Genomic DNA, 26,225 nt, shown 5'->3' with positions numbered 1-26,225 from the left:
TCCTCCTGGTATCTCAGGTTACGATAAGTGAGTTGTTTGATTTTGGATTTCCTGATCAGCGCGGCGGCCATACTGGCGAAAGGAATGCTCAAGCTGTTCAAGTGACCGCCCTTTTGTCTCAGGCACATATTTTTTCACAAATAGAATCGCTAGGATATTCATAGCGACAAAGATAAAAAATGTCGCCGACATCCCAATATGATTGAGCAAAATGGGAAAGGTGAATCCAATGAGAAAGTTAGCTGTCCACAAGCAGAAGGTGCTGATCCCCATGCCAAGCCCCCGCACATGCATAGGAAAGATTTCCGAGAGCATCAGCCACGTCACCGTAGAAATGGCAGTCTGCTGAAACGCAAGAAACAAAATGGTCAAACTCAGCACAACATACGGCAGGGCGGGTGTTCCTTCAAGGACAATGGATAAAATCCCGATCAGCAGAAGGGCTGTCATCGTGCCAATCTGTCCGATGATCAGCATGGGCCGGCGACGGACTTTGCCGAGAAGCCATATCCCAAAAATGACCGCAATAACTGAAATAACACCGTTTGCAATATTGCCGATTAATGCAGCTTCTGTTTGAAAACCGGCTTCTCTCAGAATTTCTGTCCCATAGTACATAATCGAATTGACACCGGTAATTTGCTGTACGATGGCGATTCCAATCCCAATGAATAGAATGCGCCTTATCCACGGCTCTTGAAAATCATGAAAGCCGGTCTTTTTTGCTGTGCCCTCAATCGCATGTTTGATTTCTTTTATTTCCTGCTGTGCCTGACTGTCTTCACGGATTTGCCGAAGCACCCGCAGGGCGTCACCCATTCTGCCTTTAGCTGCCAGCCAGCGCGGGCTTTCAGGCACGATGAGCATTCCGAACCATAACACAACAGCCGGAAGTGTCGCGATGACCAGCATATACCGCCATACATTTGCGCTCTCCCCCATTGTGCTGCCAATAATGGCGTTAAAGGTGTATGCCAGAAGCTGGCCAATTACGATCATCAGTTCATTTTGTGTCACGATTCGTCCCCTGCGTTCTGCCGGCGAAATTTCCGCTAAAAAGGTTGGAACCGTTACAGAAGCGCAGCCAACCGCCAGTCCAAGCAGAAAACGAAAGGCAATCATCACGGACGCGTTTGGTGAAAAGGTACAGCCAAGTGTGGCTGCGATGAAGAGTAAGGCTAAATAAAGGATCGTTTTTCGGCGGCCGTGCCGATCGGACAGACGTCCTCCAAACATCGCCCCGAAGGCTGCCCCGAGAAGCAGGGAACTCGCAACCAGTCCTTCTGTAACAGGTGTAAGATTCAGCTGACCTGCAGTTGCCATAAAAGGAAGTGCTCCATTAATGACACCCGTATCATAACCGAACAACAGGCCGCCGAATGTAGATACCAATGTAATCGTTCGTAAAAGCCCTTTATGAGCTAAGCTTTCTTTTCCTATTACAGCCTCTTTCTTTTTTGTACTCACGGCTTTCTTCCCCTTCTTTCAAGAATGGCAGAGCACCCGACACCAAGCATAAGCCAATGCATCCCTCCTTCAGCAATACCCCTTGTTGTAACCGCTTTCTAAAAAGATTATAAGACAACGAGATTTCTCGCGTCTTTATCATATGAAGACATTGTTTTGTCATTTCAGGACATCTTATTCGTGCGGCTTGGCCTGTTCGATTTTTTGAAAAGGTTTATTGATTTGAAATGCGGTCATTTTTGAGTCTTTATAAAGGGAGCGGAAAAGCCCTGGAGAGCTGCCGATTTTAGCGGAAAAGACGCGAGTGAAATAATGTACTGAGAAACCGATTTCTTCCGCTATTTCTTTAATCGACAAATTCGTTGATTTCAGCAGTTCGGCAGCTTTGTTTATTTTTTCATTTTGGACAAATTCTGAGTAGCTGACGCCCAGTTCTGCTGCAAATAAACGTGATAAATGCCTCCCTGAGATATGAAAGTGGCTAGCGACATCCGTCAGCTTTAACGGCTGTGACAGATTGTCTTTTATGTGCAGTTTCACCTCTGTCAGCAAAGCAGAAGATGTGTGAATGGGCTGCTTTTGTTTCGGGCGTTGGGCGTACGGGAGAAAGGTTTGGATTAATGACAGGATCAATGCATGCGACAAATGAGATAGGATCTCTTTGTCAAAAGCATTGACAGGTTGCGCTGCTTGCAGCATTAACGTTTTCCAAAGCAGGCCCGGCGGTTCGCCATCTTTCAATTGCATTGTGATAAAGGGGCTTTGTTTCACTTCTTCCATCACTTTGATCCATTCGGCGCTTGACTGATCCTCGCTCAGCTCGAAAGCGACGTAAAAAAGGAACAGCCCTGTTTCACTTTTGATTTGGTGCAAATGCTCCGGCTTTGACAAAAAAATCGTCTGTTCACGAAGCGGATATGTACGATCGCCTTCAAGGTAATATCCTTCACCTCTTACCACGTAACAAATTTCATAAAAGGAATGCTTATGAAGCAGTGTGTTATAGTGGTTCGTCATCGCTCCCCAGTAGTGGACGTAAAATGAAACATCCTTTTGCTCTAAGCGATGCACATATTGATTTAATGCTATTTTGCCCGTCACAAGGTGGTTGAGTTCCATGTAAACGCCTCCTAACAAGTTGGTTCTCTCATCATAACAAGGCGGACAAAAATAAAAAATCCCCCTGCCGTTATTTCGGCAAGGGGATTGCAGTTAAATCACAAATGTAATATAGGCGCCGGAAACAGGGTCTTTCACACGAAAACTGTTTTCCGTCTCTTCAATCGAATACCCGGCATGTTTGACTCGGTTCGCCACTAAAACCAGCTCCTCTTGGTGAGGCAGGACAACAGTGTAATAGTCTAGTCCGCTGGCATTTGTCGGTTTAGGCGGCGCATTTCTTCCCGCCCAAATGTTTAAGCCGATATGATGGTGGTACCCCCCGGCTGAAACGAAGAGGGCGGACATGCCCGCATAGTTTCCGACAATGTCAAAGCCCAGTACATCTGTATAAAACGCCTTTGCTTCTTTCAAATCACTGACATGCAGATGAATGTGTCCGATGATTGTATCGTTCGGAAGCGATGTTTTCCGCTCATCTCCCGCCTCTTCCAGAAGGCCCTCAATGTCAACAGCGGTTGTCGTCATGACGTAGTTTCCTTCCAGATCACGCTGCCACGTGCTGCGGGGGCGGTCAGCATACATTTCAATGCCGTTTCGGTCAGGATCAGACAGGTAGAGCGCTTCGCTGACAGCATGGTCCCCATGTCCGATAGCAATGCCGTGTTCAATCAAGCGGGCGAGCGCGATCCCAAGTTCCTTCCTGTCCGGAAGAAGAATCGCAAAATGATAAAGGCCTGTCACAGACCGTTCAGGCAAGACGACAGCGCTCGAATTTTCTTCAAGAATAAGCAGTACGCGTTTCCCGTCAGCCGTTAATTCAGCTTGGCGATCCGTCTTTTTTAAGACTTGAAAACCGATGACGTTACAGTAGAACTGAAGCGAACGCTCCAGACTGCGAATTGTGAGTTTGGCATAGCCAATGTGTGTATCCTCATGAATACTGGTCATGCTGCATGCCTCTTTTCTTATGCTGAAACGTTTTCGTTCTTTTTTCCTTTAAACACAAATGGGTCCAGCGCCAGGAATCGACTTCCAGTAAGCGCCAGGTGAATGGATGTCAAAAGCAGAAGGTAATCAAATTCTGCATTGCCCATGAATGGCTCTTTCAGCTTAACAGTGATGATGGCGCCGATCAGTGTAAGGGCGAACAGTACACCGACAATACGTGTAGCCAATCCGAAGAAGACAAGCACTCCGCCAATCAGTTCAATCGCTGCGATGACATACGCCATAAAGCTTGGAAGGCCTATGCTGCCGAAAAATTGGATGGTGCCCTCCATTCCCTGAAATTTTGATAAACCGTGAACAAAAAAGATAATACCTGTAATAACTCTTAAAAGTAATGTGCCAATTTCAAATGATTTATTCATTTTATCCTCCTTGATAAATGTTATCACTTACTTAATGTAAGCTAGTATATATACATAACTTGTTTACGTCAAGTAATTTTGTTACATTTTACGAAAATGAAATAAAAGTACTATAAAACTGTAACAAAAAAGACCTCTGTGCAGGACAAAGGTCTATTTATCAAATTGGCTTTCATATAAGTCACTGTAAAATCCTTTTTGCCGAATCAGCTCATCATGGCTGCCTTTTTCAATCATTTCACCGTCTTTTAGCACCACAATCTGGTCCGCTCTTTGAATGGTGTTCAGCCTGTGGGCAATGATGACGCTTGTTCTTCCTTCCATTAAACGGGCGAGCGCTTCTTGAATGTTGACTTCTGTTACGGTATCAATGTTGCTTGTCGCTTCATCCAAAATGAGAAGAACCGGATCGGCAAGCACCGCCCTCGCTATAGAAATCAACTGCTTCTGTCCTTGACTGATGCCCGAACCGTTTTGCGTCAGCACGGTGTCATACCCTTTTGGCAGCCTTTCAATAAAACTATGGGCATTCGCTGTTTTTGCAGCAGCTTCGACTTCCTGATCAGAAGCATCAAGCCTGCCGTAGCGAATGTTTTCTCTGATCGTTCCCTGAAATAAGAAAGAATCCTGAAGAACAAACCCCATGTTTTTTCTCAGGCTTGCTCTAGTAAGAGTTTTAATATCTGTACCATCGATTAAAATTTTTCCTTCGTTAGGCTCGTAAAAACGGGCGAGAAGGTTAGTGACGGTTGTCTTTCCCGCCCCCGTCGGCCCGACAAACGCGATGGACTGCCCGGCAGGCACGGTAAACTGTAAATGCTTCAGTGTCTGCTGCCCTTTATCGTAACCGAAGGACACATCCCGGAATTCAATGCTGCCTGTTTGGATGGGCTGATGCACGGCGTTCTTTTCATCCTCGCGCTCTTCTTTTTCATCAAGCACGTCAAACACCCGTTCAGCGCCGGCGATTGCGGACAGCATCGTATTAAACTGGTTGGCCAGATCGTTTAAAGGGCGTGTAAATTGTCTTGAATACTCGGCAAAGACGACGATGGAGCCGATCGAGATCCAGCCTTTCAGCGCAAACAAACCGCCGATTGCCGCAATCATTGTAAAGCTTAAGTTATTCAAAGAGTTCATGACCTTCGGGATAAACCCGGAAATCGTCTGCGCCCAAAAGCCCGACGTCTTGAGTGCAGCGTTTTTTTCGAGGAATTCAGCAGTAATCTGCTTCTCACGTGAATATGCTTTGATGACCTTTGCGCCTGAAACAGATTCCTCAATATACCCATTCAGATCACCAAGGTTTTTCTGCTGTTCTTTAAACAGCTTTCCCGTTCGGCTGGTGATCCATTTCAGGCTCGCTGCCATCACCGGAATAATGGTCAGCGTAATCAATGTAAGGAGCGGGCTCATGTACAGCATCACCGCAATCGTCCCGACAAAGGTGATCACGCTTGACAAAATTTGAATGACTGACGTGTTTAAGGTAGAACTGACATTTTCGATGTCATTCGTCACCCGGCTCATCAGCTCGCCGTGCCGCTGTTTATCAAAAAATGGAATCGGCAGCTCATGCAGATGGGTGAACAATTCGCTTCTCATTCTGAAAACCGTGCCCTGCGAGATCGTAATCATCCAATAGTTTTGAAACCAAAGCGACAGAGACTGAATGATATAGATAGCGAGCAGAAGAAGCAAAACGGGAATCAAGCCGCTGACCGTTTTCCCGACGATAAAATGGTCGATGGCCTTTCCGATCACAAAGGGGCCAAGGAGCCCGAATATCGCGCTGATAACAACCATCAGCATGACAAGTATGAGCAGTCCTTTTCTTTCAGCCAAGTAAGACCAGATTCGTCTCAGTGTACCCTTTGTATCCTTTGCTTTCGCCCGCTTTTTCGCGCCTTCTTTTTTGTCAATTGGCAGTTTGGGATATTGGAAAGGCTTGCGGATGTCTTTTAGCATGACTCGCTCCCCTCCCTTCCGAATTGTGACTCGTAAATGCGCTTGTATAACTGAGATTCAGAAAGCAGCACACTGTGAGTGCCTTTTTCAATCAGTTCGCCGTCCTCAAGCAGCAAAATCTGATCAGCTTTCATCGCCGTGGTCATTTTTTGTGTAATGATCAAAGTTGTGCAATGGTATGTGCTGATTGCTTCAAGCAGCTTCGCCTCCGTTTGCAGGTCAAGCGCGCTTGTGCTGTCATCTAATAGAAGGATAGCCGGTTTTCGAATCAGTGCCCGCGCAATGGAAATTCGCTGCTTTTGGCCGCCGGACAGGTTGACGCCTCTTTGCCCCAAAACAGTGTCATATCCATTTGGGAGCTTCAAAATCGTTTCATGAATTTGCGCATGTTTGGCCGCATCCATTATTTCATCTAGTGAAGCATTTTCTTTGCCCCAAGCGATGTTTTCTTTGATTGTGCCGGAAAACAAGAGGACTTCCTGCGGCACATATCCAATTTGCCTGCGCAGCCCCTCAGCCGGAATATCTTGAACCGGCTTTTTATCTATGTAAATGCGGCCTGAATCCGGCTGATAAAGCCGCGGAATGAGCTGAAAAAGCGTAGACTTGCCCGAGCCCGTCGCACCGAGAATCGCGATCGTTTCTCTTGGCTTTGCGGAAAATGAGACATTCCTGAGCGCTTCTCTGTCCATTTCAGGATAGCGAAAGGATACATGCTGAAACTCAATCCGTCCTGACAAACGATCAGATATGCTGCCTTCCTCCCGCTCGTCGCCTTCTGTTTCAAGCACCTCGCCGATTCTATCCCCTGAAGCCTTCGCCCGGGTGAAAATCATAATCAAAAACGGAAACATCGAAAGCGCGCCTGTAATTCGTGTTGCGTAGTTAATTATCGCAACAACATCGCCGACCTGAGTGCTTCCGCTCGTAATACTGTAGGACCCCGCCCACAAAATCAAAAGGATGCAGAGATTCATCAAAAGCATCAGTACAGGCATCGTGAATTCCACAAGCTGAAAGGCCGAAACCGTTTTTTCCATCAGCCTTGTGTTGGCTTTGATAAATCGTTTGACTTCGTGGCTGCCGCGAAGCAGCGCTTTGATCAGCTTGATTGCAATTAAATTTTCCTGCATGATGGTGTTCACTTGATCCAGCCTTTTCTGCACTGAGCGGAACAGTGCCCCGCCTTTCCTTAATACCCACAGCAAAAACAAGATCAGGATCGGAATGGTCACAAGCAGAAAAAAGCCGAGTTTCACATTAACGGCAAGCGACAGCACAATGCCGCCTGCAATCATTAAGGGAGCCCGCAGCATAAACCGCAAACTCATAAAAATCATATTTTGAACCTGTGTGACGTCGTTTGTCAGCCTTGTAATATAAGAAGAGGACGAAAACTGGCCAAATGTGGAATAGGAGAAGGACTGGATTTTTTGAAAAAGCCCTTTTCTCGTATCATAGGAAAAGCTTTGGCTGACATGGGCGGCATAAAAGGAATTCAGCATCCCCGCCGCAAAGGATAACACGGTCAGCCCGATCATGACCGCGCCCCATATCCATACATGCCGCAGATCTTGCTTCAATATCCCATCGTCGATGATTTTTGCAATCAATAAAGGCTGCATCAGTTCAACTGCAAGCTCCGTCAACATAAGAATCAGAGCAATTCCCGCCAGCAATGAATATGGTTTTAAAAACGACAAAGCCTTTTGCATGTAAAAGCCTCCAAACCCCTTTTTACTCGATTGTCTCTTTCTTTACTTTACTATGGCGGTCTTTTTGACGGCAAACGAAAACCCTCCCGAAAAGGAGGGCAGTCTTTATTGATTCAATATTTTTTCCACACGCTCCCGCATCTGCGGTACGCTTAATCCGATAATTACCTGAAACGCCTTCCCGTTCCTGACAACGCCGTGTGCGCCAAGCGCGCGGAATACGCTGTCGGGTTCAACCTTTGTTTCATCCTTGACACTGACTCTGAGGCGGGTGGCGCAGTTTGTGACTTCAGTGATGTTGTCTTTTCCGCCCAGCGCTTCAATATACAGAAAAGCGGTGTCATCAGCCGTTTCAGCAGCGGAGGCCGTTTCATCCTTGTTTTTTCGTTCTCTGTATTCCTTTTTCGAATATAGCTTTGTTTCCTGCTGTTCATCCTTTTCCCGTCCTGGTGTAGCGATATTGAATTTGAGGATTAAAAATCTGAAGACGAAAAAATAAATTGCTGTAAACGAGAGTCCGATCAAAATTTGATATACATATGTCATACCGTGGCTTCCAAAGAGCGGAATCCAGTTCAAGGTCACCGCTTCGATCAGTCCGCCCCCCATGTTTCCGACGACGCCGGCCATATACATAACTGTCGACATTGTGGCGGCAAGCACGGCGTGAACCGCAAATAAGAAAGGTGAAATGAATAAGAACGTAAACTCAATCGGCTCTGTAATACCGGCGACAATCGCTGTCAGTGTGACAGGAATCAGCAGCCCTGCGACGAGTTTTTTCTTTTCCTTTTTGGCTGTCACATAAAAAGCCAGGGCGATACCCGGAATACCGAAGATTTTCGAGTTGCCGTGAAGCGCGAATCCGCCTTGCGGAAAGAGCTCCTTCAGCGGTTTGGCGCTTTGCGAATATTCGCCAAGATGCTGTGCCCAATACGTGACGATCCCGCCTTCCGCTACAGCCGGGCCATAAATAAACGGCGTGTAAATAAAGTGATGAAGGCCGGTCGGAATTAAAATCCGTTCCAAAAATGTGTATATCCAAACGCCCACCGCCCCAGAAGCAACCAGGAAGCTTTGAAGCGAGCCGATTCCCGATTGAACCATCGGCCAAATATAAGACACAGCCAAGGCAATCGGGATCATAATAAAGAAGGAAATCATCACGATATATGTTGAGCCTTGAAAGATGCCGAGAAAATCGGGCAGTTTTTTATCAAAATAGCGATTATGCAAAAAGACGACAATCGAAGAAATAAAGATGGCTCCGATGATGTTGGTATCGAGCGTTTTTATGCCCGCAATCATCGTTAACCCGCTCGTTCCGCCGACCTCTTGATTCATGTCGACGCCAAATGCTCCTCCCCATACCGTCAATATCGCGCTGACAAAATAGTTGAATGTCAGGTAGACAGTAAGCGCTTCCAAACAAGCGCGTGCCTGAGCTTTCTTCGCCAAAGCAACCGGGATGCCAATGGCGAATAAGAGCGGCATTTGGTTAAAAACAGTCCAGCCGCCCTGCTCAATGATATACCAGCACTGATACCAAAAACCGTCAGGATCGGCGAGCGGTCCCATGAGGGTTTTATTTTTAAAGAGCGTGCTGATACCGACGATAATGCCGGCGAACGCGAATAATAAAACAGGCACAAACATCGCGCTTCCAAACCGCTGAATTTTTTGCATCATACCAGAACCCCCTGCTACTCATTGTCATTTTTTTCTGCCTCTTTGTAATCAACATATGCGCGGAACAATGCTTCGCCAACGAGAAAAAACGGTGCAAAAGCGACAATTTCTGTTTTATCGCTTAATGTCACAGGTTTGCTTGTCGCATAAAGATTATGCGGAGTCAGCTGGGCGAGGACATTGTTTTTTAAATTCGTAATGGAAATAAAGGGAATACCCTTTGCAGAAAGCATTCTTGCCTGAGGAATCAGCTCCGGTGTTTCTCCAGAAAGAGAAATGATGATAAACAGATCGTTTACTTTAAAATCATCGCGCATCAAATTAAATTCATTTGTGTCTTCAATTAAAATAAGATAGCGATGGCGCGGAATAAACATTCTTTGCAGGTCGCGGGCGCATATCTTTTGCGCATTTCCAGAACCGTAGACGAAAATGCGGTCAGCTGCATCAATCAGCTGGCACATGTCCGTCATGTCCTTTGTCCGTAAGAACTTCAAATTTGCTTCAATATCATCAAGCAGCTTTTGAAAACTCATACTCTCGCCTTCTTCCGGCTGATCTTCCCACTTTAAAAAGACGCGAAATTCACTGTAACCGCTGAAACCGAGCTTTTGGGCAAGCCGTAAAATTGAGGAACGCGATACACTGCAAGCTTTGGCCAGCGCGTCGATTCCAAGGTGATAGCATGTGTGCTTATGATTCAATATATATTTTAAAATATGAAAATCGTTGTCATTCAATTTGCTGTAGTGCTGATTGATCAGTTCTTCGAGCTGCATATCAGATCCCCCCATTTTCTTTCTATTATATACAATTACAGATTCGAAAATGGGGGAATTTCATTTATGATATGCGGGTTGGGCTTTGATCAAGCTCAGGCCAGAAGTCTTTGTTGGCCTCCACTAAATCCTCAAGAATGAGTCTTGCCACACGCGCGTTCGGCACTGTTTTTGACAGGATCAGCGCCTGCCACAGCTTTTGGAACGATTTCTCTGCCCACGCTTCAACAGTCAGCTTCTCAACGGATACCTGCTGCTCCATGAGCCCTTTCTGGAATTGCGGAATGGTGCCAACGGTAATCGGTTCAGGTCCATTTGAGCCGACGATGCATGGCACCTCAACCATCGCAGTCGGGTCAAAGTTCGCAATTGCACCGTTATTTTCAACAATCAACAGCATTCTTTCACCTGTGTTGTAGGCAATCGCCCGGGCAAGATCAACGATATACGATGCGTGGTCATCGATTTTAATTTCGCTGTTTTCCGAGGACTGTTCACGTGTGATCATGTCACATTGGCTGAAAATAAAAGCTTCGCGCCCTTCCATGACTTCATTCGCCCGCGTATGATTCGGATTTGATTTTTTCACCATATCATCTGGGAACAAATAATATTGCAAATACGTATTCGGCAGTGTGTCAGGATCTGCAGCCTGCACGTCACGCGCTTTGGCGAACGTGTCATTCCAGCTTGCCTCCACAGCTTCAGCCTCTGTTTTCGGAATATAGCCGTATTGGGATACATGTTCCTTCAGCTTCGGCATTAAATCGTTGCCCTCTTGATCCTGAATCGATGTCCACCAGCCGAAATGATTCAATCCGTAATAGCGGACCTTCATCTCTTTTCTTGAGGACAAGCCAAGAATTTGCGCCATCCGGTCTTCAATTCCAACAGGCATATCACAGATATTGAGAATTTTAGAATTCGGTCTAAGGCGTCTCGTAGCTTCAGCTACAATCGCCGCCGGGTTGGAATAATTGAGCATCCACGCATCAGGCGAGTATTTTTCCATGTAATCTAATATTTCAAGCACACCGCCGATCGAACGCATCCCGTACGCGATCCCGCCCGGCCCGCATGTCTCCTGGCCGACAACTCCGTACTTCAACGGAATTTGTTCATCCAGCGCGCGCATCGCGTATTTCCCCACCCGGATGTGCGCCATAACAAAATCGACATCTGTAAAAGCTTCTTCCGGGTCAGTCGTCGCTGCAAATTCAATATCCGGCGCTTTTTCTCTGATAAAAACGTCACAGGCGCCTGCAATGCGATCCTGTCTCTCTTTATCATTATCATACAGCTTCAGCTTTCTGATCGGAAACTCCTCCAAATGGTCCAAGAGCATGAGTACGATCCCTGGAGTGAAAGTGCTTCCTCCGCCCGCTATTACAATTGAGAATGATTTTTTCTTCATATGACGACCTCCTTGATAACGTTTACAATTTCATTTATACCATGGGAGAGCCCGTCCCGTAACACGTTTGGCGCACTTAGGTCATTTGATCAATTTTAGTGTTTTTTCCCATAGAGCGGGAAATTTCTCATTTACCTTCCGTCCGTAAGATTTGGTTTTTTTTCCTTTTTTGTAATCTTAAAGTCTCATCAACTGTGAATTTTAAGTGAATATACGCCCTTCCAGTTCTTATGAAAAGGTTCTTTTGTACGATTCGGATACATGCCGAATTATTTATAATCATTTATATAAAACATCCAATTGTGCGTGAATTTAGAAAAGGCAGGGGACAAAAGTTGGACTCATATAAAGTCATTGAGCTGGCAAACAAGTACAGTGCGGCCGCCGAAGAGGTCAGAAGCTCCAAAATGCTGCTTGAATCCCGGTTATCTGCATTGGGAGATGCTTGGCAGGGCAAAGCAAGAGATTCGTTTGACCAGGATTTCGAGGAAACGAAAGCCGCCTACGATCAATTCGAACAGGAGCTGCTTGAAACAAGCCAAGAGCTGAAGGCTGCCGCTGTCAAAATAGAAGTACGAAAAGCTGAAATTGCCAGAATGGAAGAACTGGAGCGTAAAGCAAGAGAGGAAAGACATAAACTCGGGAGGTGAACGGTGTGTCAGGAAACATTGCAGTTGATCCGGATAAGCTCGAACAGCTTGCAAATGATGTAGTCACTGAATTAACTGATATGGAAAACAAATATAAGGATCTGCATGTGGAGCTGGGGCAGATGATTTTGCAATGCGATCCCCGCTACAGCAGCTGTTTTTCCGGAGTGGGCGATGCGTGGAGCTCAGGAAAGGCGCTCGTCACCAAGCTGAGTGACAATGAGATTTTCATCAGAAAAACGGGCGATAAATTTGTGGAACAAGATGATATTTTGCGAAAGCTCTACAATGCCTACGACAAATACGGTACGATGACAAGCTTAACCGCCCTTATGCTGACGCAGGGAAAATATTACGGATTAGGGCTTACGAAATTTGTGAAACAGCCAAGCGGCTTGCATACAGCCCAGCACTCAAAACTGCTCTTGGATATTTCCAGGGCCGTTGACAGCTCACGTTATCAAAAAGCGGCAAGAGTGCTTTTGAATCCTAAATATTTGTTGAAAAAGACAAACCGTCCATTTTCAGATTTGGTACATAAAAAGTTTACAAAATACTTCCCTCAGGACACGGTGGATTTTTCAAACAGCGTCAGAAGCTACACAAAAGGATTTCTTAATGAAGCCGGCGTACGCTCCACTTTGAAGGATGTAGGAAAAACGGGCTTGAAATTCGCGAAAGGAAATGCCATTACCGCCACACTGATTACCGGTGCGACCGAAACATTCGGAGCAGGCGTGAAAATTGCTGAAAATTATGCAAAATACCAGGACAAACCCGAAGTTCTCAAGCGTGAAAACGCCAAGGCCGTCGGGAATGCTGTGAATAATACGATTTTTGTTGCCGGCGGTGCGACAGCTGGTGCTGTCATCGGCGGTGCAATCGGAAGCTTTGCAGGACCTGTGGGTACTGTCCTTCTTGGGGCAGCAGGTTCATACATTGGCGGAGTCGTCGGAGAACAAATCGCCAAATATACAGCCGGTTTTGCTGAAAAAGCAGCCTTAAAGCTGAAAGAACCGATCCATGCTGTTGTTGATACAGCCAAAAAAGGGCTGGAATCAGCCGGCAAAGTCGTCAAATCAGTGAATGACGGCATAGATGCGGCGAATAAATCGATACATAAAGGGATAGACAGCGCAAAAAAAGGAATGGAAAAAGCAAAGAAAACAGCGGATTCGCTTATACACGGCGCAACCCATTTCCTTAAAGGGAAATTTTCATTTGGATAGGAGAATAAACAATGAAGCAGTTTACAATTAGCATAGAAGAACTCTTATTTTGCTTTTACAGCGAAGGGTTTTTCGAACAGGGAATGGCCTTAAAACAAGCCTATTTTCCCGAAATAGAAGATGAACAGCTCGGCGCCTTATTTGAAGCCGCGTGCCGCTCACTCTTAGCCAAAGATGCGGCGGAATATCGGAATCATCAATATCGGCTAAAGGACGAATACTGTCCGTTTATCCATGTGTTAAACGACGCTGACTATACAGTGAAGCTTTCTAAATTTAACGGGCAAGGCGCCGAACAGAATGTGTCCTGCCATGTATCAAAATTCGGCACCTACTCTCACGAACTCCTTTTTGATGAACAAGTCCATCGCATTACAAAAATGGAATCAAGTGAAGGGTTACTTGCTAAGACAGATGAGTTTTTACATATAATAGATACAGAGGATAAAAGAGAATCGATTGTGACATTGACATCAAATGAATTTGAAAAACTCTTGGAGGGCGCTTCAGACAACCCTTCATATCTAAAAGAGTTCCTTGAAAAACATGACCACCAAGAGGACGTTACCCGATTTACAAATGATTTGGCTTTGCGGAAAGGGAAAATGGATACACTTATGCGTCTGGCATATGGCAAAGATAACACTCCTGAAGTGGCTGACATGGCATTTGTCCTGCCGGGGGCCCACCATACTTGGCTTGTCACAGGCATCACCCAGAATGCATTTTCTATCCTCCCTGCTCATAAGGATGTTGTAAATCAAATCATTTCACAATGATAAGAATTGAATTAACAAAAGGAGAAAAGCATTGAAAAACCAAGAAATCATTGAAGTCAAAAGCAAAATGTTCCTGAGAATATGGGCTTTTGTCGGATCTGCCGGTATGGGATTAGCATGTTTGTGGCTCTTTTATATGGGTATTACGTTTCAAACGAAATATTACCTATTAGCCATTCCTGCTGGCTTTCTGTTCACCTTGTTTTGTTTATATTTATTTATCATCTTCTTTCCGGCTTTCACCCCGCGGGGAAATACCATTTTCCGCATCAAGACAGGAAAAAATGGAGAAGTGTTCACTGACAAAGTGTCTGTTACGTTTACTGATATCAAGAAAATTGAGATGAGCCGCCATAAATTTAGTCTAAAAGGAATTTTCCAGGAAGATATATTGATCCAAACCGTTGATCAGAAGACCATTCGCATTCCCACTTGGAACATCATTCCGAATCCGTTGTTTTTCGAAGCGGTTGAACGCTATATCCTTCCCCATCTGAATGAAGAGGCGAAAAGCAATTGGATCGGACAGTTTACAGACATCCAACGCAGTGCGTATTTGAAGGAATTTGAGAATCATCCGAAGCTTTAGGGGCAGCACATGATTGAAGTAAAAAGCATGATGTTTCTAAAGGCTTGGCTGTTCCTCGCTACAGGGGGCGCCTTTATTGTGGGCGCCTTTATTGTGGGCGCCTTTATTGCGGGCGTCTGGCTGGTGTCTGAAGCTCTCACGTTTGAATCTAAATATGCCCTGCTTTATTTGGGCGGCGGTTTACTGGTGATGATTTATGGATTGATCACATTCTTTATGGCTTTTCCTGCGTTCACAAGCCGTGGAAATGTCATTTTCAGCATAAAGATCGGACCTAGTGGCGAGATCTTCTCGAGAAAGCGCAGCGTGCTGTTTTCCGAGGTGAAGCGGCTTTATATGGGACGTCATCAATACAGTTTGAAAGGGATCTTTTTTGAGGATATTATCATCGAAAAAACAGACGGCAAAATCGTTCGCATCCCGACCTGGAACATCATCGCGAATCCGCTGTTTTTCGAAGCGGTTGAACGCTATATCCTTCCCCATCTGAATGAAGAGGCCAAAAGCAATTGGATCGGACAGTTTACAGACATCCAACGCAGTGCGTATTTGAAGGAATTTGAGAATCATCCGAAGCTTTAAAAGCTCTCCTCCTCTATAATGAAAGATAAATGCAAATTGAGGAGTGCTCATGATGCTGATTACCATTCTTTTATTTCTCGCGGCAGGGCTTGCTGAAATTGGCGGCGGATATCTGGTTTGGCTATGGCTGAGAGAGGCAAAGCCAGCCGGCTACGGAATTGCCGGGGCGCTGATCCTCATTGTATACGGCATTCTTCCGACGTTTCAGTCCTTCCCATCTTTCGGCCGTGTATACGCCGCTTATGGCGGGGTATTCATCGTGCTTGCGGTCCTGTGGGGATGGCTTGTTGACCGGAAAACACCTGATCTGTATGATTGGATCGGCGCATTCATTTGTCTCATCGGTGTCTGTGTTATTTTATTTGCGCCGCGCGGATAACAAAATGGCCTGCTTATGAAGCGGGCCATTTTTGTTTAATCCTCTTTTAAGCTGTTCAGCTGCACTTCATGCTCATCTTGCGGTTCGTCAAGCGGATAAATTCTTGCTGTTCCAGTTTCTTCATTTACGTGCTGAATGTAAATAGGAACGCCGTTATATGTTACTTTCTTCATGTCGGGAGATTCTACAATTTCTTTCGCCCTTTGAATATTCATCGTAACACCCTCCTTCAATACATAACGTTTCCATTTCCTGAAGGAAGTATGCTTTATGATTCAGCGGACAAGTTGAATTTTTTCAGGCGTTTGTAGAAAGTGCTTCGGGGGATCCCGCTGATTTTTGCGGCTTGAGAGACGTTTCCTTTTGCAGATTCAAGCGCTTTGATCATCATATCTTTTTGGATTTGCTCACGAAGTTTGAGCACGCCGGCAGCAGCGGGCTGTTTTTCTGCAGTGCTGACCGGCAGTCCAGCGGCTTCCAGTAAAGCGGAAAGCGGCTCATCCCCAAGCCCGCCTTCCGGAAATCTGATGGAAAGACGTTCAAACACATTAAATAGCTCACGGATATTTCCCGGCCACTTCCAATGCTTCAGCACCTCGCAAAAATCAGAAGGAAGTTCGCCTGGCCAATGATTCTTCTGTTTGAAGTACTCGAAGAGGTCCGGAATATCCTCGGGGCGATCGCGCAATGGAGGAAGTTCAATTGGATAGACATGAAGGCGGTAAAACAAGTCCTCTCTGATTTTTCCGCTTTCGGCAAGCTCGCGTAAATCACAATGTGTGGCGGCAATGACTCTGATATCAACCGGAATTTCTTTTGCCCCGCCGATTGGCGTAATCTTGCGTTCCTGAAGCACACGCAAAAGCGCAACCTGCATCGAGTGGGAGATTTCTCCGATCTCATCTAAAAACAATGTGCCTTGATTCGCTTTTTGAAAAGCGCCTTTATAGCCATTTCGCTTCGCTCCCGTAAAAGCGCCCTCTGCATAGCCGAACAGTTCGCTTTCAATCAAATCAGACGGAATCGCTCCGCAATTGACAGCAACAAACGGACCGTGCCGTCTCTCACTGTTCTCATGAAGCGCGCGAGCCGCGACCTCCTTCCCCGTACCCGTTTCACCCGACAAACAGACCGTTGCATCCGTCGCAGCTGCTCGTTCAAGGTGCATCAGCATCGCTTGCGATCGGCCGCTTTGCCCGATCACTCCATTGAATCGAAACGCCTTCTTTTTCTTTTGTTCCGAAAGATAAAAACAAGTGCCGCCATCTCCTATGGTGACAGCATTTTCGATTGAATAGCCCCGTTCCTTCAACTCGTACAGGTGCCGGCCCTGCCAATCCGGCATTGAGGTTCGAATCGGCATGCTCGCACTGATGATGTGCTGCTTGGTATTACAGAGCACCATCGGCACACTGGATGCAGCTCTCTCCCCAAAACGGCTGATCAGCTCCAGCTCTTTCTCACGGCTTTTAGCTGCGAGTTCCCGTTCAGCGGCATAGGCAATCGCCGTGGCAATACCAAGCATATGAGGATGCGCGCCTGCCGCCGGGCATGATATGTCAATTACACCCGCAAGGCTGCCATCCTCATGGTGAATCGGAGCAGCTGAACAGTTCCAAAGATGGGAAGCGATAGAGTAATGCTCTGATCCTTGTATTGCAACCGGCTCGCTGATGTGGAGCGCCGTGCCAATCGCATTTGTTCCGACAGCCGTTTCTGTCCAGCATGCCCCTTCGACGAAATTGATGCGTTTGGCTTCATAGAGCGCGCGGGGATGGCCGTCCAATGCCAGTACAACACCATCTGAATCAATTAACAGCGCCATCATTTCCATTTCTTTTATGGCAGGCAGCAGTTTTTCGAGGTAAGGCTTTGCGGTCGTCAGGAAGAATGAATGCTTTTTTGACTGCTGATCCAGCTCCGTTTGCTGTAAAACCCTCGGGCCTTTTTCTAAATAAGGATTGACCTCAGCTTTTTTGCAGCGATGCCATGACTCGGCGATCCGTTTTCTTATTCGGGCTTCGTCAAGCACACCGTCTTTCACAAAACGTTTCCAGGTTTGCAAATCGTTTGGGACCGAATTCATTTCCTTGATCGCTCCTCCCTTACACGCCGTTTTCATCTATTGTAGGGGAAAAATAAAGCGCTTTCAACAATAAAAAAAGCAGACGCCTTATATCCATGCGCCTGCTTTTCCTCTTATTATGCATGTACTGCAAGCCCGATCGTGCTTAGCAGCGCCTCGTGCAATGTTTCCGATAAAGTCGGATGGGCGGCGATAAAATGCTCCGCCATATCTGCCGTCATCTCACCATTCATGATCGCTGCCGCTTGGCCGATGAGCTCGGTTACATCCGGGCCAATCATCGAGACACCCACGATTTCGCCGAATTCCGGTTCAGCCATGATTTTGACCTTTCCTTCCGCTTGCTGTTTAATGAGCGCCTTGCCGTTTGCGGAAAATGAAAATTCGCCGATCTTCACATCCCCGTATATGCTTCTTGCCTGTCGTTCTGTCATTCCGATACACGCGATTTCCGGGGACGTATAGATGCAGCGCGGCACATGTTTCTCATTGATTTTGACATCCCTTCCGGAAGCATGAGAAGCAGCGATGATGCCCTCATGGAAAGCGGCATGCGCGAGCTGAATGCCCCCTATAGCATCTCCGCACGCGTAAATATGAGGCACGTTCGTCTGCATGTGCCCATTCACCGGAATGCCCTTTGGAGAAAAATCAACTCCGGCCTGTTCCAGCTGCAATCCGTCAAGACGGGGTTTTCTGCCGATCGCCACCAGCACATAATCGGCCTTCGTTTTAAACTCTCGCTGACCGCTTTTCCATATTGCCGTTTTGGCCGTTTGATCCACCCGCCCTAATCTGGATGAAGTATGCACTTCGACACCGTCTTCCTCAAGTTTCTCCTGAAAGAGACGGGCAATATCTTCATCTTCAGCCGGGATCAGCTGGTCCGCTGTTTCAATGATGGTCACCTGCGATCCCAATCTGGCGAACAGCCCTGCATACTCACACCCGATGACACCGCCGCCGACAATGACTAGTGAAGACGGAATCTCGGAAAGAGAAAGCGCGTCTTTGCTGTCGAGGATCCATTCGCCGTCAAATGGGGCAAAAGGCAGCTCGATTGGCTCTGACCCGGAGGCAATCAATACTTGGTCCGCCTCTCTGATTTCTTTTCCGTTTTCTCCTTCGATCAAGAGCTTTCTTTCAGAAAGAAAGGAGGCTGTTCCCTTTACAACCTGTATTTGATTTTTCTTCATTAGGTACTGAACGCCTTGGACAAGCTGACTGACAACCTGTTGTTTTCGGCTTTGCATTTTACTCCAATCGACTGATATCGCACCTGCCGGAAGTTCGATTCCAAAGCTGTCGGCATGCTTGATTTTATCAAGAACGTTTGCGCTTTCTAACAAAGACTTTGTCGGGATGCAGCCTTCATTCAGGCAGGTCCCCCCAAGCTTGCCTTTGTCAATGAGCAGCACGTTTCTGCCCTGCTGTGCCGCGGAAACCGCAGCCGCATAGCCTGCAGGTCCGCCGCCGATAATGGCTAATGTCATGTCGTTTTCACCTGCTTTTCCTATAAAATTAATGCTGCGGGTTCTTCCAAATATGTTTTCATCGCCTTCAGGAATGCAGCGGCAGGGGCGCCGTCACACGCTCTGTGATCAAATGTCAGGCTGAGTGGCAGGATCGTGCTTCTGACGATCTCCTCCCCTTGATACACCGGTGTGTCATAGCTTGCTCCGATGCCGAGAATGCCTGCTTCCGGCGGATTTAGTATCGGTGTGAAATGCTCAACTCCAAACGCGCCAAGGTTTGTAATGGAGAAGGTAGAGCCTTGCAGTTCTTCGCTTCCCGCACGTCCCTCGCGTGCTTTTTTGGCATTTTCTGAGATGGATTGAGCCAGTTCAATCAGCGATAGCTTTTCAGCATGGCGGATGACAGGCACCACTAAGCCATTTTCCAAGGCTACAGCCATACCAAGGTGCACATGGGGATGTGTGATGATGCGCTCATTTTGATAAAAGCTGTTCAGCACAGGGTGAGCTTGCAGAGCGAGAACGGCGGCTCTTGAGACAAAATGAGTGATCGTCAGTTTTGTGCCGTATCTCTCTTCCGCAGTTGGTGAAAGCTGTTTTTGAAGAGTGGCAAGCTTGGTGATATCAGCTTTCATCGTGATCGTCAGCTGCGCGCTGTTTGCCAGGCTTTCCTGCATTCGGGCAGCGATGACCTTTCTCATGCCTGTCACCGGGATTTCCTGCGCTTTCTGCTCCGAAACAGGCTTTGCCTGATCTTTTTTCTGTTCAGCAAGAGCCTTTGTTACGTCATCCTTCACGATTCGTCCGCCTGGTCCAGTTCCTTTCAGTTGTTTTAGGTCTAATCCTGCTTTTTCTGCTATTTTCCTGGCGACTGGAGATATTTTCATTCGATCTTTTTTGGAGGCTGCGGGTTTGTTTTCTTGTTTGACGGGCTGGACGGCTTGCGGCATATTGTCTTCAGCAGCAGGCCTGCTTGCCTCTTCCCGCACCGACTCATTGGCGTCCCCGATGTAGCAGATTGCAGTGCCGGGCGGAACCTCTTCACCCTCTTTCACTTTGATGTCGATCAGCGTTCCTTTTTCAGGCGCTTCGATCTCCATTTCAATTTTCTCCGATTGAATGCTGGCAATGCTTTCTCCCTTTTCAACCGGGTCGCCTACTTTTTTATTCCATATCGATACTTCCCCTTGTTTCATGGCCATTCCCAATTTTGGCATCACTACTTTTACCGCCATTTGTGTCCCCCCTTTAATTCATTGCCGGCTCGCCAAGCAATTCAAGCGTGACGCTGATAATTTTATCTGGTGTCGGCAAATATTGATCTTCAAGCACTGGTGAAAACGGCACTGGTGTATGCGGCGCTGTAATCCGTTTAATCGGCGCATCAAGCAAATCAAAGCCCTTGTCAGCGACAAGCGCAGCAATATCCGTGGCAATGCTGCATCGCGGATTGGCTTCATCAATGATGATCAGCCGGTTTGTTTTTTCTAACGATGTGAAAATCGCATCCTCATCCAGAGGAGACAGACTGCGGGGATCAAGGACCTCGGCTTCGATGCCCCTCTCTGAAAGCTGTGCAGCCGCTTCAAGCGCAGTATTGACCTGCTTGCCGACTGCAAAGAGCGTAACATCATTGCCTTCGCGTTTGATATCCGCTTTTCCGAGGGGAATTGTATAATAATCTTCCGGCACCTCGCCCTTCATGTTGTAGGACGTTTTGTCTTCAAAGAAGAACACCGGATCATTATCTTCTATTGCTGCAAGCAAAAGACCTTTGGCATCATACGGATTGGATGGAACAACTGTCTTCAGTCCAGGGATGCTCGTGAAAAGGCCATACAGCGATTGTGAATGCTGGGCAGCGGCCCGGAACCCTGCTCCGTATGTGGTGCGGACGGTAATCGGCACTTGCGCTTTTCCGCCGAACATATAACGGAATTTCGCCCCTTGGTTGATCACCTGATCAAAGCACGTGCCGATAAAATCGTTAAACATCAGCTCGGCAATCGGTCTCAAACCGGTTGATGCCGCAGCCATAGCCGCTCCCATATAGCCTGCCTCAGAAATCGGAGTGTCCAGCACTCTTGTACGCCCGAATTCCTGTACGAGTCCCTTTGTGACCCCTAATACACCGCCCCATGCTTCATCATCCTGCAAATGATCGACCGCCGCTCCCCCGGCGACATCCTCACCGATCAAAAGCACATTTTCGTCTTTTCTCATCGCAAGCTTCATTGCTTCATTGATCGCGTCTGACATGCTTATGACTCTCGCCATCTCTTACATTCCTCCTTTTTCATATGACACATACACATCTGTCAGCAGCTCCGAATCTTTTGGATATGGGCTGTCTTCGCTGAACGAGACGGCTTTTTCAATCGATTCGCTGACACGCTGTTCAATGTCTGACAGCTTATTAGCATCTGTTTCTTTTAAAAGGTAGTTTTTAAAGCCTTGAATGGCATCTTTTTCTTCAAGGTGCTCAACTCTTTCATCCTTCGTTTTATAGGTTTGGGCATCTCCTTCGAAATGGCCGTAGTTTCTGTAGGTCATACATTCAATCAAAGACGGGCCGCCGCCGTTTCTTGCTCTTTCTATCGCTTCCTCGGCTGCCTGGTAAACTGCTAAAATATCTTTGCCGTCAACTGTAACCCCCGGCATGTTATAAGCAGCCGCCCGATCGGCGATTGATTCACAGGCTGATGCGTACTCAAATGGGGTGGCTTCGCCATAGCCGTTGTTTTCAGCAACAAATACGACAGGAAGGTTCCATACAGCCGCTAAATTCAGCCCTTCGTGGAAGGTGCCTTGGTTATTTGCCCCGTCCCCAAAAAAGCAAACGCTTACATTTTTAGTCTGTTTATATTTAGCCGTGAGCGCTGATCCGCATGCGAGCGTAAAGCCGCCCCCGACGATTCCATTTGCGCCTAACATGCCTTTATCAAGATCCGCAATGTGCATAGAACCGCCCTTGCCTTTGCACAATCCGGTCGCTTTCCCGAAAATTTCCGCCATCATGCCGTCCAGGTCACAGCCTTTGGCGATACAATGTCCATGTCCCCTGTGGGTGCTTGTAATGCTGTCGCCATCATGTAAATGAGCGCACACCCCTACAGCCACGGCTTCCTCACCGGCATATAAATGAACGAATCCGGGAAGCACTCCCTGGGCGAACAGGTCATGCACTTTGTCTTCAAAGCCCCTGATCTCCAGCATCTTTTGGTACATCCACAGCGCTTTTTCCTCAGTTAATGACAAGCCCTCTCGTTTTAACAATTCCATTTTGTGCGCCTCCTTCTATTTAGGGTTCACCATTAAAAATGCAAGAAGTGTGCCAGTCTTTTGAGCCCGTAAAATCAGTCTTCTCGTCTTCACCTTGGAGACAGTTTGAGACGTGTGTCTCGTTTTGTCTCAAACTGATTCATTTGTCTAGTTTTACAGCATGCAAAAAAAAGACCGGATATCACCCGGCCTTTGACAATGATCGACGTATTTATTTCCTTGGAAATCTTTTTAACTTCCTAGTTCCTCTGCATCGTTTGACTGAATAGCTGCTTTTGAAAGAAAATCAATTGAATATTTGACATATCCAATACCGCCGTCCCCGTCCTTCTGCATACAGTCTATCGTGCCGTTTGAGTATGTATATCCCTTTTCATTAAGCGTTTTTCTGACCGTTTCCGCCATCTTTGCGGCATCTGTTTTTGATAACCCGCTGGCGTCTAACTGAATCGTCATGCTCATAGGCGCTTTTTCAGCCAGCTGTTTGTTCCATTTTGTATCTAACGTGAACTGTCCGTTTTCAATACTCAAAGCAGCATCAGCTTTTATAAGTCGAGGAACCGCTTTTTTCAGATCTGCTTCGATTGCCTTCGTTGCTTCTTCATTTACATGTTTTGCTACTGATTCGGTATACGCTTCTTCAATTCCATCGCACGTTACTTTAGGATGCAGAAATCCCTTCGTACACATTGGGTAGCGATGAGATTGGGAGGTTGCTTCGAATACATATTCAGAGGTTTTAGCGTTATATACCCCATTCGTGATCTTGATTTCTTTCTTAGGATAGGTTTGTTTCACATAAGAGACTAGCTTCTGTTCTGCAGCATTTTTCGAAAATGGATCACCGAACCATACATGATAGATATATAGTCCGCATCCGAATAACGCAATGGCAAGCAAGCCAAACACAAGTTTTTTCATGTTCACACTCTTTTCTTCTTATATACGTGCTACAGTTCATGCTTTTCTTCAACAGCTCGGTTCAGCGCTTGGAGCATGTAGCCTATGCCTTTGTATGATGATAGCGGCCAGCTGATATGCTGGTGCTCTCCGATGACGGCGTTTAGAACGCTTCGATATTTTTTTCCGCCAAGCATGACTAGCTCTTCGATATCAGAAAAGCCTTTTTCGTGAAATTGGCGGCTCAGCTCGTCCGCTGTCATGATTTCCGGATGACCGGTGCCAAAAGTGACATCGTAATTTCCCGAAACGAGATCATTAGGGCGGAGGAACCCGTGCTTCGCAGACAAAATCACCCACTCATCGAAAAATGCTTTCGCATACCGCTCGCACACCTGATGAAACGGGCTGAGATAAGCGTCCTCTGCTCTTACCGGCCCGGCATCAGGCTGGACGTCCCAGATTTTTTTCTTGCCGCAGGGGATGATGCATAGCCGTTTCATTTTTCTCTCCCCCTTTATAAGATATCTCCACTAAATATACCATTATTTTCTTACAATAAATTAGAGAAAAGACAGGCTGAGTAAAGCTGCGTACAAAAAAGACCCAGATTTACCGAAAATCCAGGTATTTTAGTCAAGAATTGTGTAAAAATCCCTTTATTTTGTTAGCCTTTTTTGAATCAAGCACTGCAGTTACTCTATCCCATCAAGATACTTTCTCTCAAAGTCGTCGAGCAATGCACGCACTTCATCTGTTGACTTTGTGTTCATGCATTGATTTCTTAATTCACTTGCCCCTCGGAACCCGCGGAGATAAATTTTGAAAAAGCGAGGAAGAGGCTTGTACGGACGGGCTTCTAATGCTGAATATTTATCATGAAGATCCAGATGCAGCCTTAAGAGATCAAGCAATTCCTTGCTGCTATGCTCTTTCGGCTCCTTTTCAAAGGCAAATGGATTTGTAAAAATACCACGCCCAATCATAATTCCATCAACACCGTATTGTTCAGCAAGTTTCAAGCCAGTTTGGCGGTCAGGGATATCCCCGTTTATTGTTAACAATGTATCTGGTGCCACCTCGTCACGAAGTTTCTTAATCTCCGGGATGAGTTCCCAATGCGCATCTACTTTGCTCATTTCTGCTCTTGTGCGCAGATGAATAGAAAGATTGGCAATATCCTGTTTCAGTATGTGTGTCAGCCACTCGCGCCATTCGTCTACATCCGTGAAACCAAGTCTTGTTTTTACGCTTACGGGCAATCCCCCTGCTTTTGCTGCTTGTATTAACTCTGCTGCAACTTCCGGCCGGCGGATAAGACCGCTTCCCTTACCGTTCTGTGTCACATTAGGCACAGGACAGCCCATATTGATATCTAGTCCTTTAAATCCTAACTCTGCCATGCCAATACTCATTTTACGGAAGTTTTCAGGCTTATCTCCCCATATATGGGCCACAATTGGCTGTTCATCCTCTGTAAAAGTCAAACGGCCGCGCACGCTATCCTTCCCATCCGGGTGGCAATAGCTCTCTGAGTTTGTGAACTCTGTAAAAAACACATCCGGTCTGCCTGCTTCACTTACTACATGCCGGAAAACAACATCTGTCACATCTTCCATTGGTGCCAGTACAAAAAATGGCCGTGGCAATTCACGCCAGAAATTTTCTGTCATAACAAAAATCAAATCCTTTCATTAGGGGATACGGCTATACCTTTATCTCAATATTAAAATACTGACCATGCTTCTTTTTACACTTATCGCATGCGAAAGCATTTCTTATCAATCTATAGTAAATTTTGAACATTTCACGTGGGATGATTATCTACCCTATTTTTTATATTGTGGTTAACTCGCGCTGACCTTCGTCTTTCTTAGTGGCCTTACTTTTGAACTTTTGGATAAAAAGGATTCCAACCTAAATAGAATATCATATGAGTTCTCCATATTACCAACGCAAAATAATTGCCCTGTTATTGAAGATAAGATATTTAACACTACACCATATCCGTATCTCTATATCATATTTGCGGAAAAACTAATAGAGATAAAGCAAATTGAGTTGGGGGTGGTATAACTGAGTACTCAAGAGAATAAAAAAAACTCTACTTAAGCTGCTACCACTTGTGAATCACATGGAGTAAAGAGGATGAGAAGAGAAAATAAATCCTTATTTAAAAGAATTCAAGAACTTCAATCTGAATCATTTGGGATTTGCTCATGATTTAGAAAATAACCAACGCAGCAAGTGGCAACCTACTATATATTTGTATAGGGTTATAATTCGGTAATCCTGATCCAGAACCAATAAAATAGACTGCTGACTAAATGTCGCAGTCTTCACTCATAAGATAATTAAGAAAGTGTTCATTTTCTTTCATCATTAAATAAGGCATCAGAAGTTATTGCTTTAATTTCGAATATCCTTTGTTATCCCTGTAATTATTTGTATAATAGTGAAAACTCCCAAGAAAACAGTAATAATATTAAACCATGGATTATCATAGAATGAAAGATATGTTTGAAAGAAATCTAGTTCAACTATGTTTGCTGGGAATCCATTCATTTCTCTATACTTAGGACCCCATCCCGTTAATTCTACAAAATTAAAATAAAGCTGAGATACTAAAAATGCCAAAAATGTTTGAAACCAACTTCTTTTATATAACGGTCGTTTTTTATATACTTTATCCATTTAGTTATCCATTTCCTTCTCTGCAATACTTTTTAGCTAGTATAACCATTGTTGGT

At 46.0% G+C, this 26,225-nt stretch carries 25 protein-coding genes; 6 read left to right on the top strand and 19 right to left on the bottom strand.

Annotated elements, in window-relative coordinates; genetic code table 11:
* Positions 1–18: 18 nt before the first annotated feature.
* The 9 genes from MHI44_RS16000 to glvA form a co-directional block, all read right to left on the bottom strand.
* Positions 19–1,467 (bottom strand): sugar porter family MFS transporter, encoded by a 1,449-nt coding sequence (locus MHI44_RS16000; protein WP_339202414.1) that lies wholly within the window; start codon positions 1,465–1,467, stop codon positions 19–21.
* A gap of 174 nt (positions 1,468–1,641) precedes the next feature.
* On the bottom strand, positions 1,642–2,586 hold the full coding sequence (locus tag MHI44_RS15995; RefSeq protein WP_003243004.1) for a helix-turn-helix domain-containing protein: 945 nt from the start codon (positions 2,584–2,586) through the stop codon (positions 1,642–1,644).
* A gap of 93 nt (positions 2,587–2,679) precedes the next feature.
* Entirely contained in the window at positions 2,680–3,537 is an 858-nt protein-coding gene (catE, locus tag MHI44_RS15990; protein WP_339202412.1) for a catechol 2,3-dioxygenase, read from the bottom strand.
* Positions 3,538–3,554: 17 nt separating this feature from the next.
* Positions 3,555–3,959 (bottom strand): DoxX family oxidoreductase CatD, encoded by a 405-nt coding sequence (catD, locus tag MHI44_RS15985; RefSeq protein ID WP_042978123.1) that lies wholly within the window; start codon positions 3,957–3,959, stop codon positions 3,555–3,557.
* 153 nt (positions 3,960–4,112) lie between these two features.
* The gene (locus MHI44_RS15980; protein ID WP_339202410.1) at positions 4,113–5,927 is read right to left on the bottom strand and encodes an ABC transporter ATP-binding protein; all 1,815 of its coding nucleotides are present in this window, start codon (positions 5,925–5,927) and stop codon (positions 4,113–4,115) included.
* A complete protein-coding gene (locus MHI44_RS15975) occupies positions 5,921–7,642 on the bottom strand; it encodes an ABC transporter ATP-binding protein (RefSeq protein ID WP_339202409.1) in 1,722 nt (573 codons plus the stop codon). The genes MHI44_RS15980 and MHI44_RS15975 overlap by 7 nt, the downstream gene beginning before the upstream one ends.
* A gap of 105 nt (positions 7,643–7,747) precedes the next feature.
* Positions 7,748–9,331 carry a PTS maltose transporter subunit IIBC gene (gene malP, locus MHI44_RS15970; RefSeq protein ID WP_003233606.1) on the bottom strand — a complete coding sequence of 528 codons (1,584 nt, stop codon included), beginning with the start codon at positions 9,329–9,331 and terminating at the stop codon, positions 7,748–7,750.
* Positions 9,332–9,345: 14 nt separating this feature from the next.
* The gene (glvR, locus tag MHI44_RS15965) at positions 9,346–10,110 is read right to left on the bottom strand and encodes a MurR/RpiR family transcriptional regulator GlvR (protein WP_015482966.1); all 765 of its coding nucleotides are present in this window, start codon (positions 10,108–10,110) and stop codon (positions 9,346–9,348) included.
* A gap of 64 nt (positions 10,111–10,174) precedes the next feature.
* A complete protein-coding gene (gene glvA / locus MHI44_RS15960; RefSeq protein WP_003244008.1) occupies positions 10,175–11,524 on the bottom strand; it encodes a maltose-6'-phosphate glucosidase in 1,350 nt (449 codons plus the stop codon).
* A gap of 335 nt (positions 11,525–11,859) precedes the next feature.
* On the opposite strand from glvA, the gene MHI44_RS15955 reads away from it, so the two are divergent.
* From MHI44_RS15955 to MHI44_RS15930, 6 genes are read left to right on the top strand one after another with little or no spacing between them, the layout of a single operon-like run.
* The gene (locus MHI44_RS15955) at positions 11,860–12,174 is read left to right on the top strand and encodes a WXG100 family type VII secretion target (RefSeq protein WP_339202407.1); all 315 of its coding nucleotides are present in this window, start codon (positions 11,860–11,862) and stop codon (positions 12,172–12,174) included.
* 5 nt (positions 12,175–12,179) lie between these two features.
* The gene (locus tag MHI44_RS15950) at positions 12,180–13,403 is read left to right on the top strand and encodes a hypothetical protein (RefSeq protein WP_015482965.1); all 1,224 of its coding nucleotides are present in this window, start codon (positions 12,180–12,182) and stop codon (positions 13,401–13,403) included.
* An 11-nt stretch (positions 13,404–13,414) separates the two neighbouring features.
* Positions 13,415–14,182, top strand: a complete 768-nt coding sequence (locus MHI44_RS15945; RefSeq protein ID WP_042978110.1) for a hypothetical protein — start codon at positions 13,415–13,417, stop codon at positions 14,180–14,182.
* A 31-nt stretch (positions 14,183–14,213) separates the two neighbouring features.
* A complete protein-coding gene (locus MHI44_RS15940; RefSeq protein WP_003244496.1) occupies positions 14,214–14,771 on the top strand; it encodes a YfjD family protein in 558 nt (185 codons plus the stop codon).
* A gap of 9 nt (positions 14,772–14,780) precedes the next feature.
* Complete coding sequence (locus MHI44_RS15935; protein WP_339202404.1) at positions 14,781–15,353, top strand: YfjD family protein; 573 nt, start codon at positions 14,781–14,783, stop codon at positions 15,351–15,353.
* Between the two features lie 49 nt (positions 15,354–15,402).
* The gene (locus MHI44_RS15930; RefSeq protein WP_010886445.1) at positions 15,403–15,732 is read left to right on the top strand and encodes a YnfA family protein; all 330 of its coding nucleotides are present in this window, start codon (positions 15,403–15,405) and stop codon (positions 15,730–15,732) included.
* A 35-nt stretch (positions 15,733–15,767) separates the two neighbouring features.
* Here MHI44_RS15930 and MHI44_RS15925 read toward each other — a convergent pair whose 3' ends face one another.
* From MHI44_RS15925 to MHI44_RS15880, 10 genes are all read right to left on the bottom strand, one after another.
* Positions 15,768–15,947: a small acid-soluble spore protein H gene (locus MHI44_RS15925; RefSeq protein ID WP_339202401.1), complete on the bottom strand. Its 180-nt coding sequence runs from the start codon at positions 15,945–15,947 to the stop codon at positions 15,768–15,770.
* A gap of 53 nt (positions 15,948–16,000) precedes the next feature.
* Positions 16,001–17,818: an acetoin dehydrogenase operon transcriptional activator AcoR gene (acoR, locus tag MHI44_RS15920; RefSeq protein ID WP_339203567.1), complete on the bottom strand. Its 1,818-nt coding sequence runs from the start codon at positions 17,816–17,818 to the stop codon at positions 16,001–16,003.
* Between the two features lie 116 nt (positions 17,819–17,934).
* Complete coding sequence (acoL, locus tag MHI44_RS15915; protein WP_032723005.1) at positions 17,935–19,311, bottom strand: acetoin dehydrogenase complex dihydrolipoyl dehydrogenase; 1,377 nt, start codon at positions 19,309–19,311, stop codon at positions 17,935–17,937.
* A 20-nt stretch (positions 19,312–19,331) separates the two neighbouring features.
* The gene (acoC, locus tag MHI44_RS15910; RefSeq protein WP_339202399.1) at positions 19,332–20,528 is read right to left on the bottom strand and encodes an acetoin dehydrogenase complex dihydrolipoyllysine-residue acetyltransferase; all 1,197 of its coding nucleotides are present in this window, start codon (positions 20,526–20,528) and stop codon (positions 19,332–19,334) included.
* Positions 20,529–20,541: 13 nt separating this feature from the next.
* Positions 20,542–21,570, bottom strand: a complete 1,029-nt coding sequence (acoB, locus tag MHI44_RS15905; protein WP_339202398.1) for an acetoin:2,6-dichlorophenolindophenol oxidoreductase subunit beta — start codon at positions 21,568–21,570, stop codon at positions 20,542–20,544.
* Between the two features lie 3 nt (positions 21,571–21,573).
* A complete protein-coding gene (gene acoA, locus MHI44_RS15900; RefSeq protein ID WP_339202397.1) occupies positions 21,574–22,575 on the bottom strand; it encodes an acetoin:2,6-dichlorophenolindophenol oxidoreductase subunit alpha in 1,002 nt (333 codons plus the stop codon).
* A gap of 231 nt (positions 22,576–22,806) precedes the next feature.
* Positions 22,807–23,496 carry a hypothetical protein gene (locus tag MHI44_RS15895; protein WP_069322455.1) on the bottom strand — a complete coding sequence of 230 codons (690 nt, stop codon included), beginning with the start codon at positions 23,494–23,496 and terminating at the stop codon, positions 22,807–22,809.
* A 29-nt stretch (positions 23,497–23,525) separates the two neighbouring features.
* Positions 23,526–23,978 carry a DUF6884 domain-containing protein gene (locus MHI44_RS15890; protein ID WP_167407977.1) on the bottom strand — a complete coding sequence of 151 codons (453 nt, stop codon included), beginning with the start codon at positions 23,976–23,978 and terminating at the stop codon, positions 23,526–23,528.
* Between the two features lie 192 nt (positions 23,979–24,170).
* The gene (locus MHI44_RS15885) at positions 24,171–25,148 is read right to left on the bottom strand and encodes a tRNA-dihydrouridine synthase (protein WP_015715509.1); all 978 of its coding nucleotides are present in this window, start codon (positions 25,146–25,148) and stop codon (positions 24,171–24,173) included.
* 736 nt (positions 25,149–25,884) lie between these two features.
* Positions 25,885–26,169, bottom strand: a complete 285-nt coding sequence (locus MHI44_RS15880; RefSeq protein ID WP_021481197.1) for a YfzA family protein — start codon at positions 26,167–26,169, stop codon at positions 25,885–25,887.
* Between the last annotated feature and the right edge of the window lie 56 nt (positions 26,170–26,225).

Source organism: Bacillus sp. FSL K6-1366, assembly GCF_037976695.1.
GTDB classification, from domain to species: domain Bacteria; phylum Bacillota; class Bacilli; order Bacillales; family Bacillaceae; genus Bacillus; species Bacillus subtilis.
This window is presented reverse-complemented; position numbering and strand designations above follow the sequence as displayed.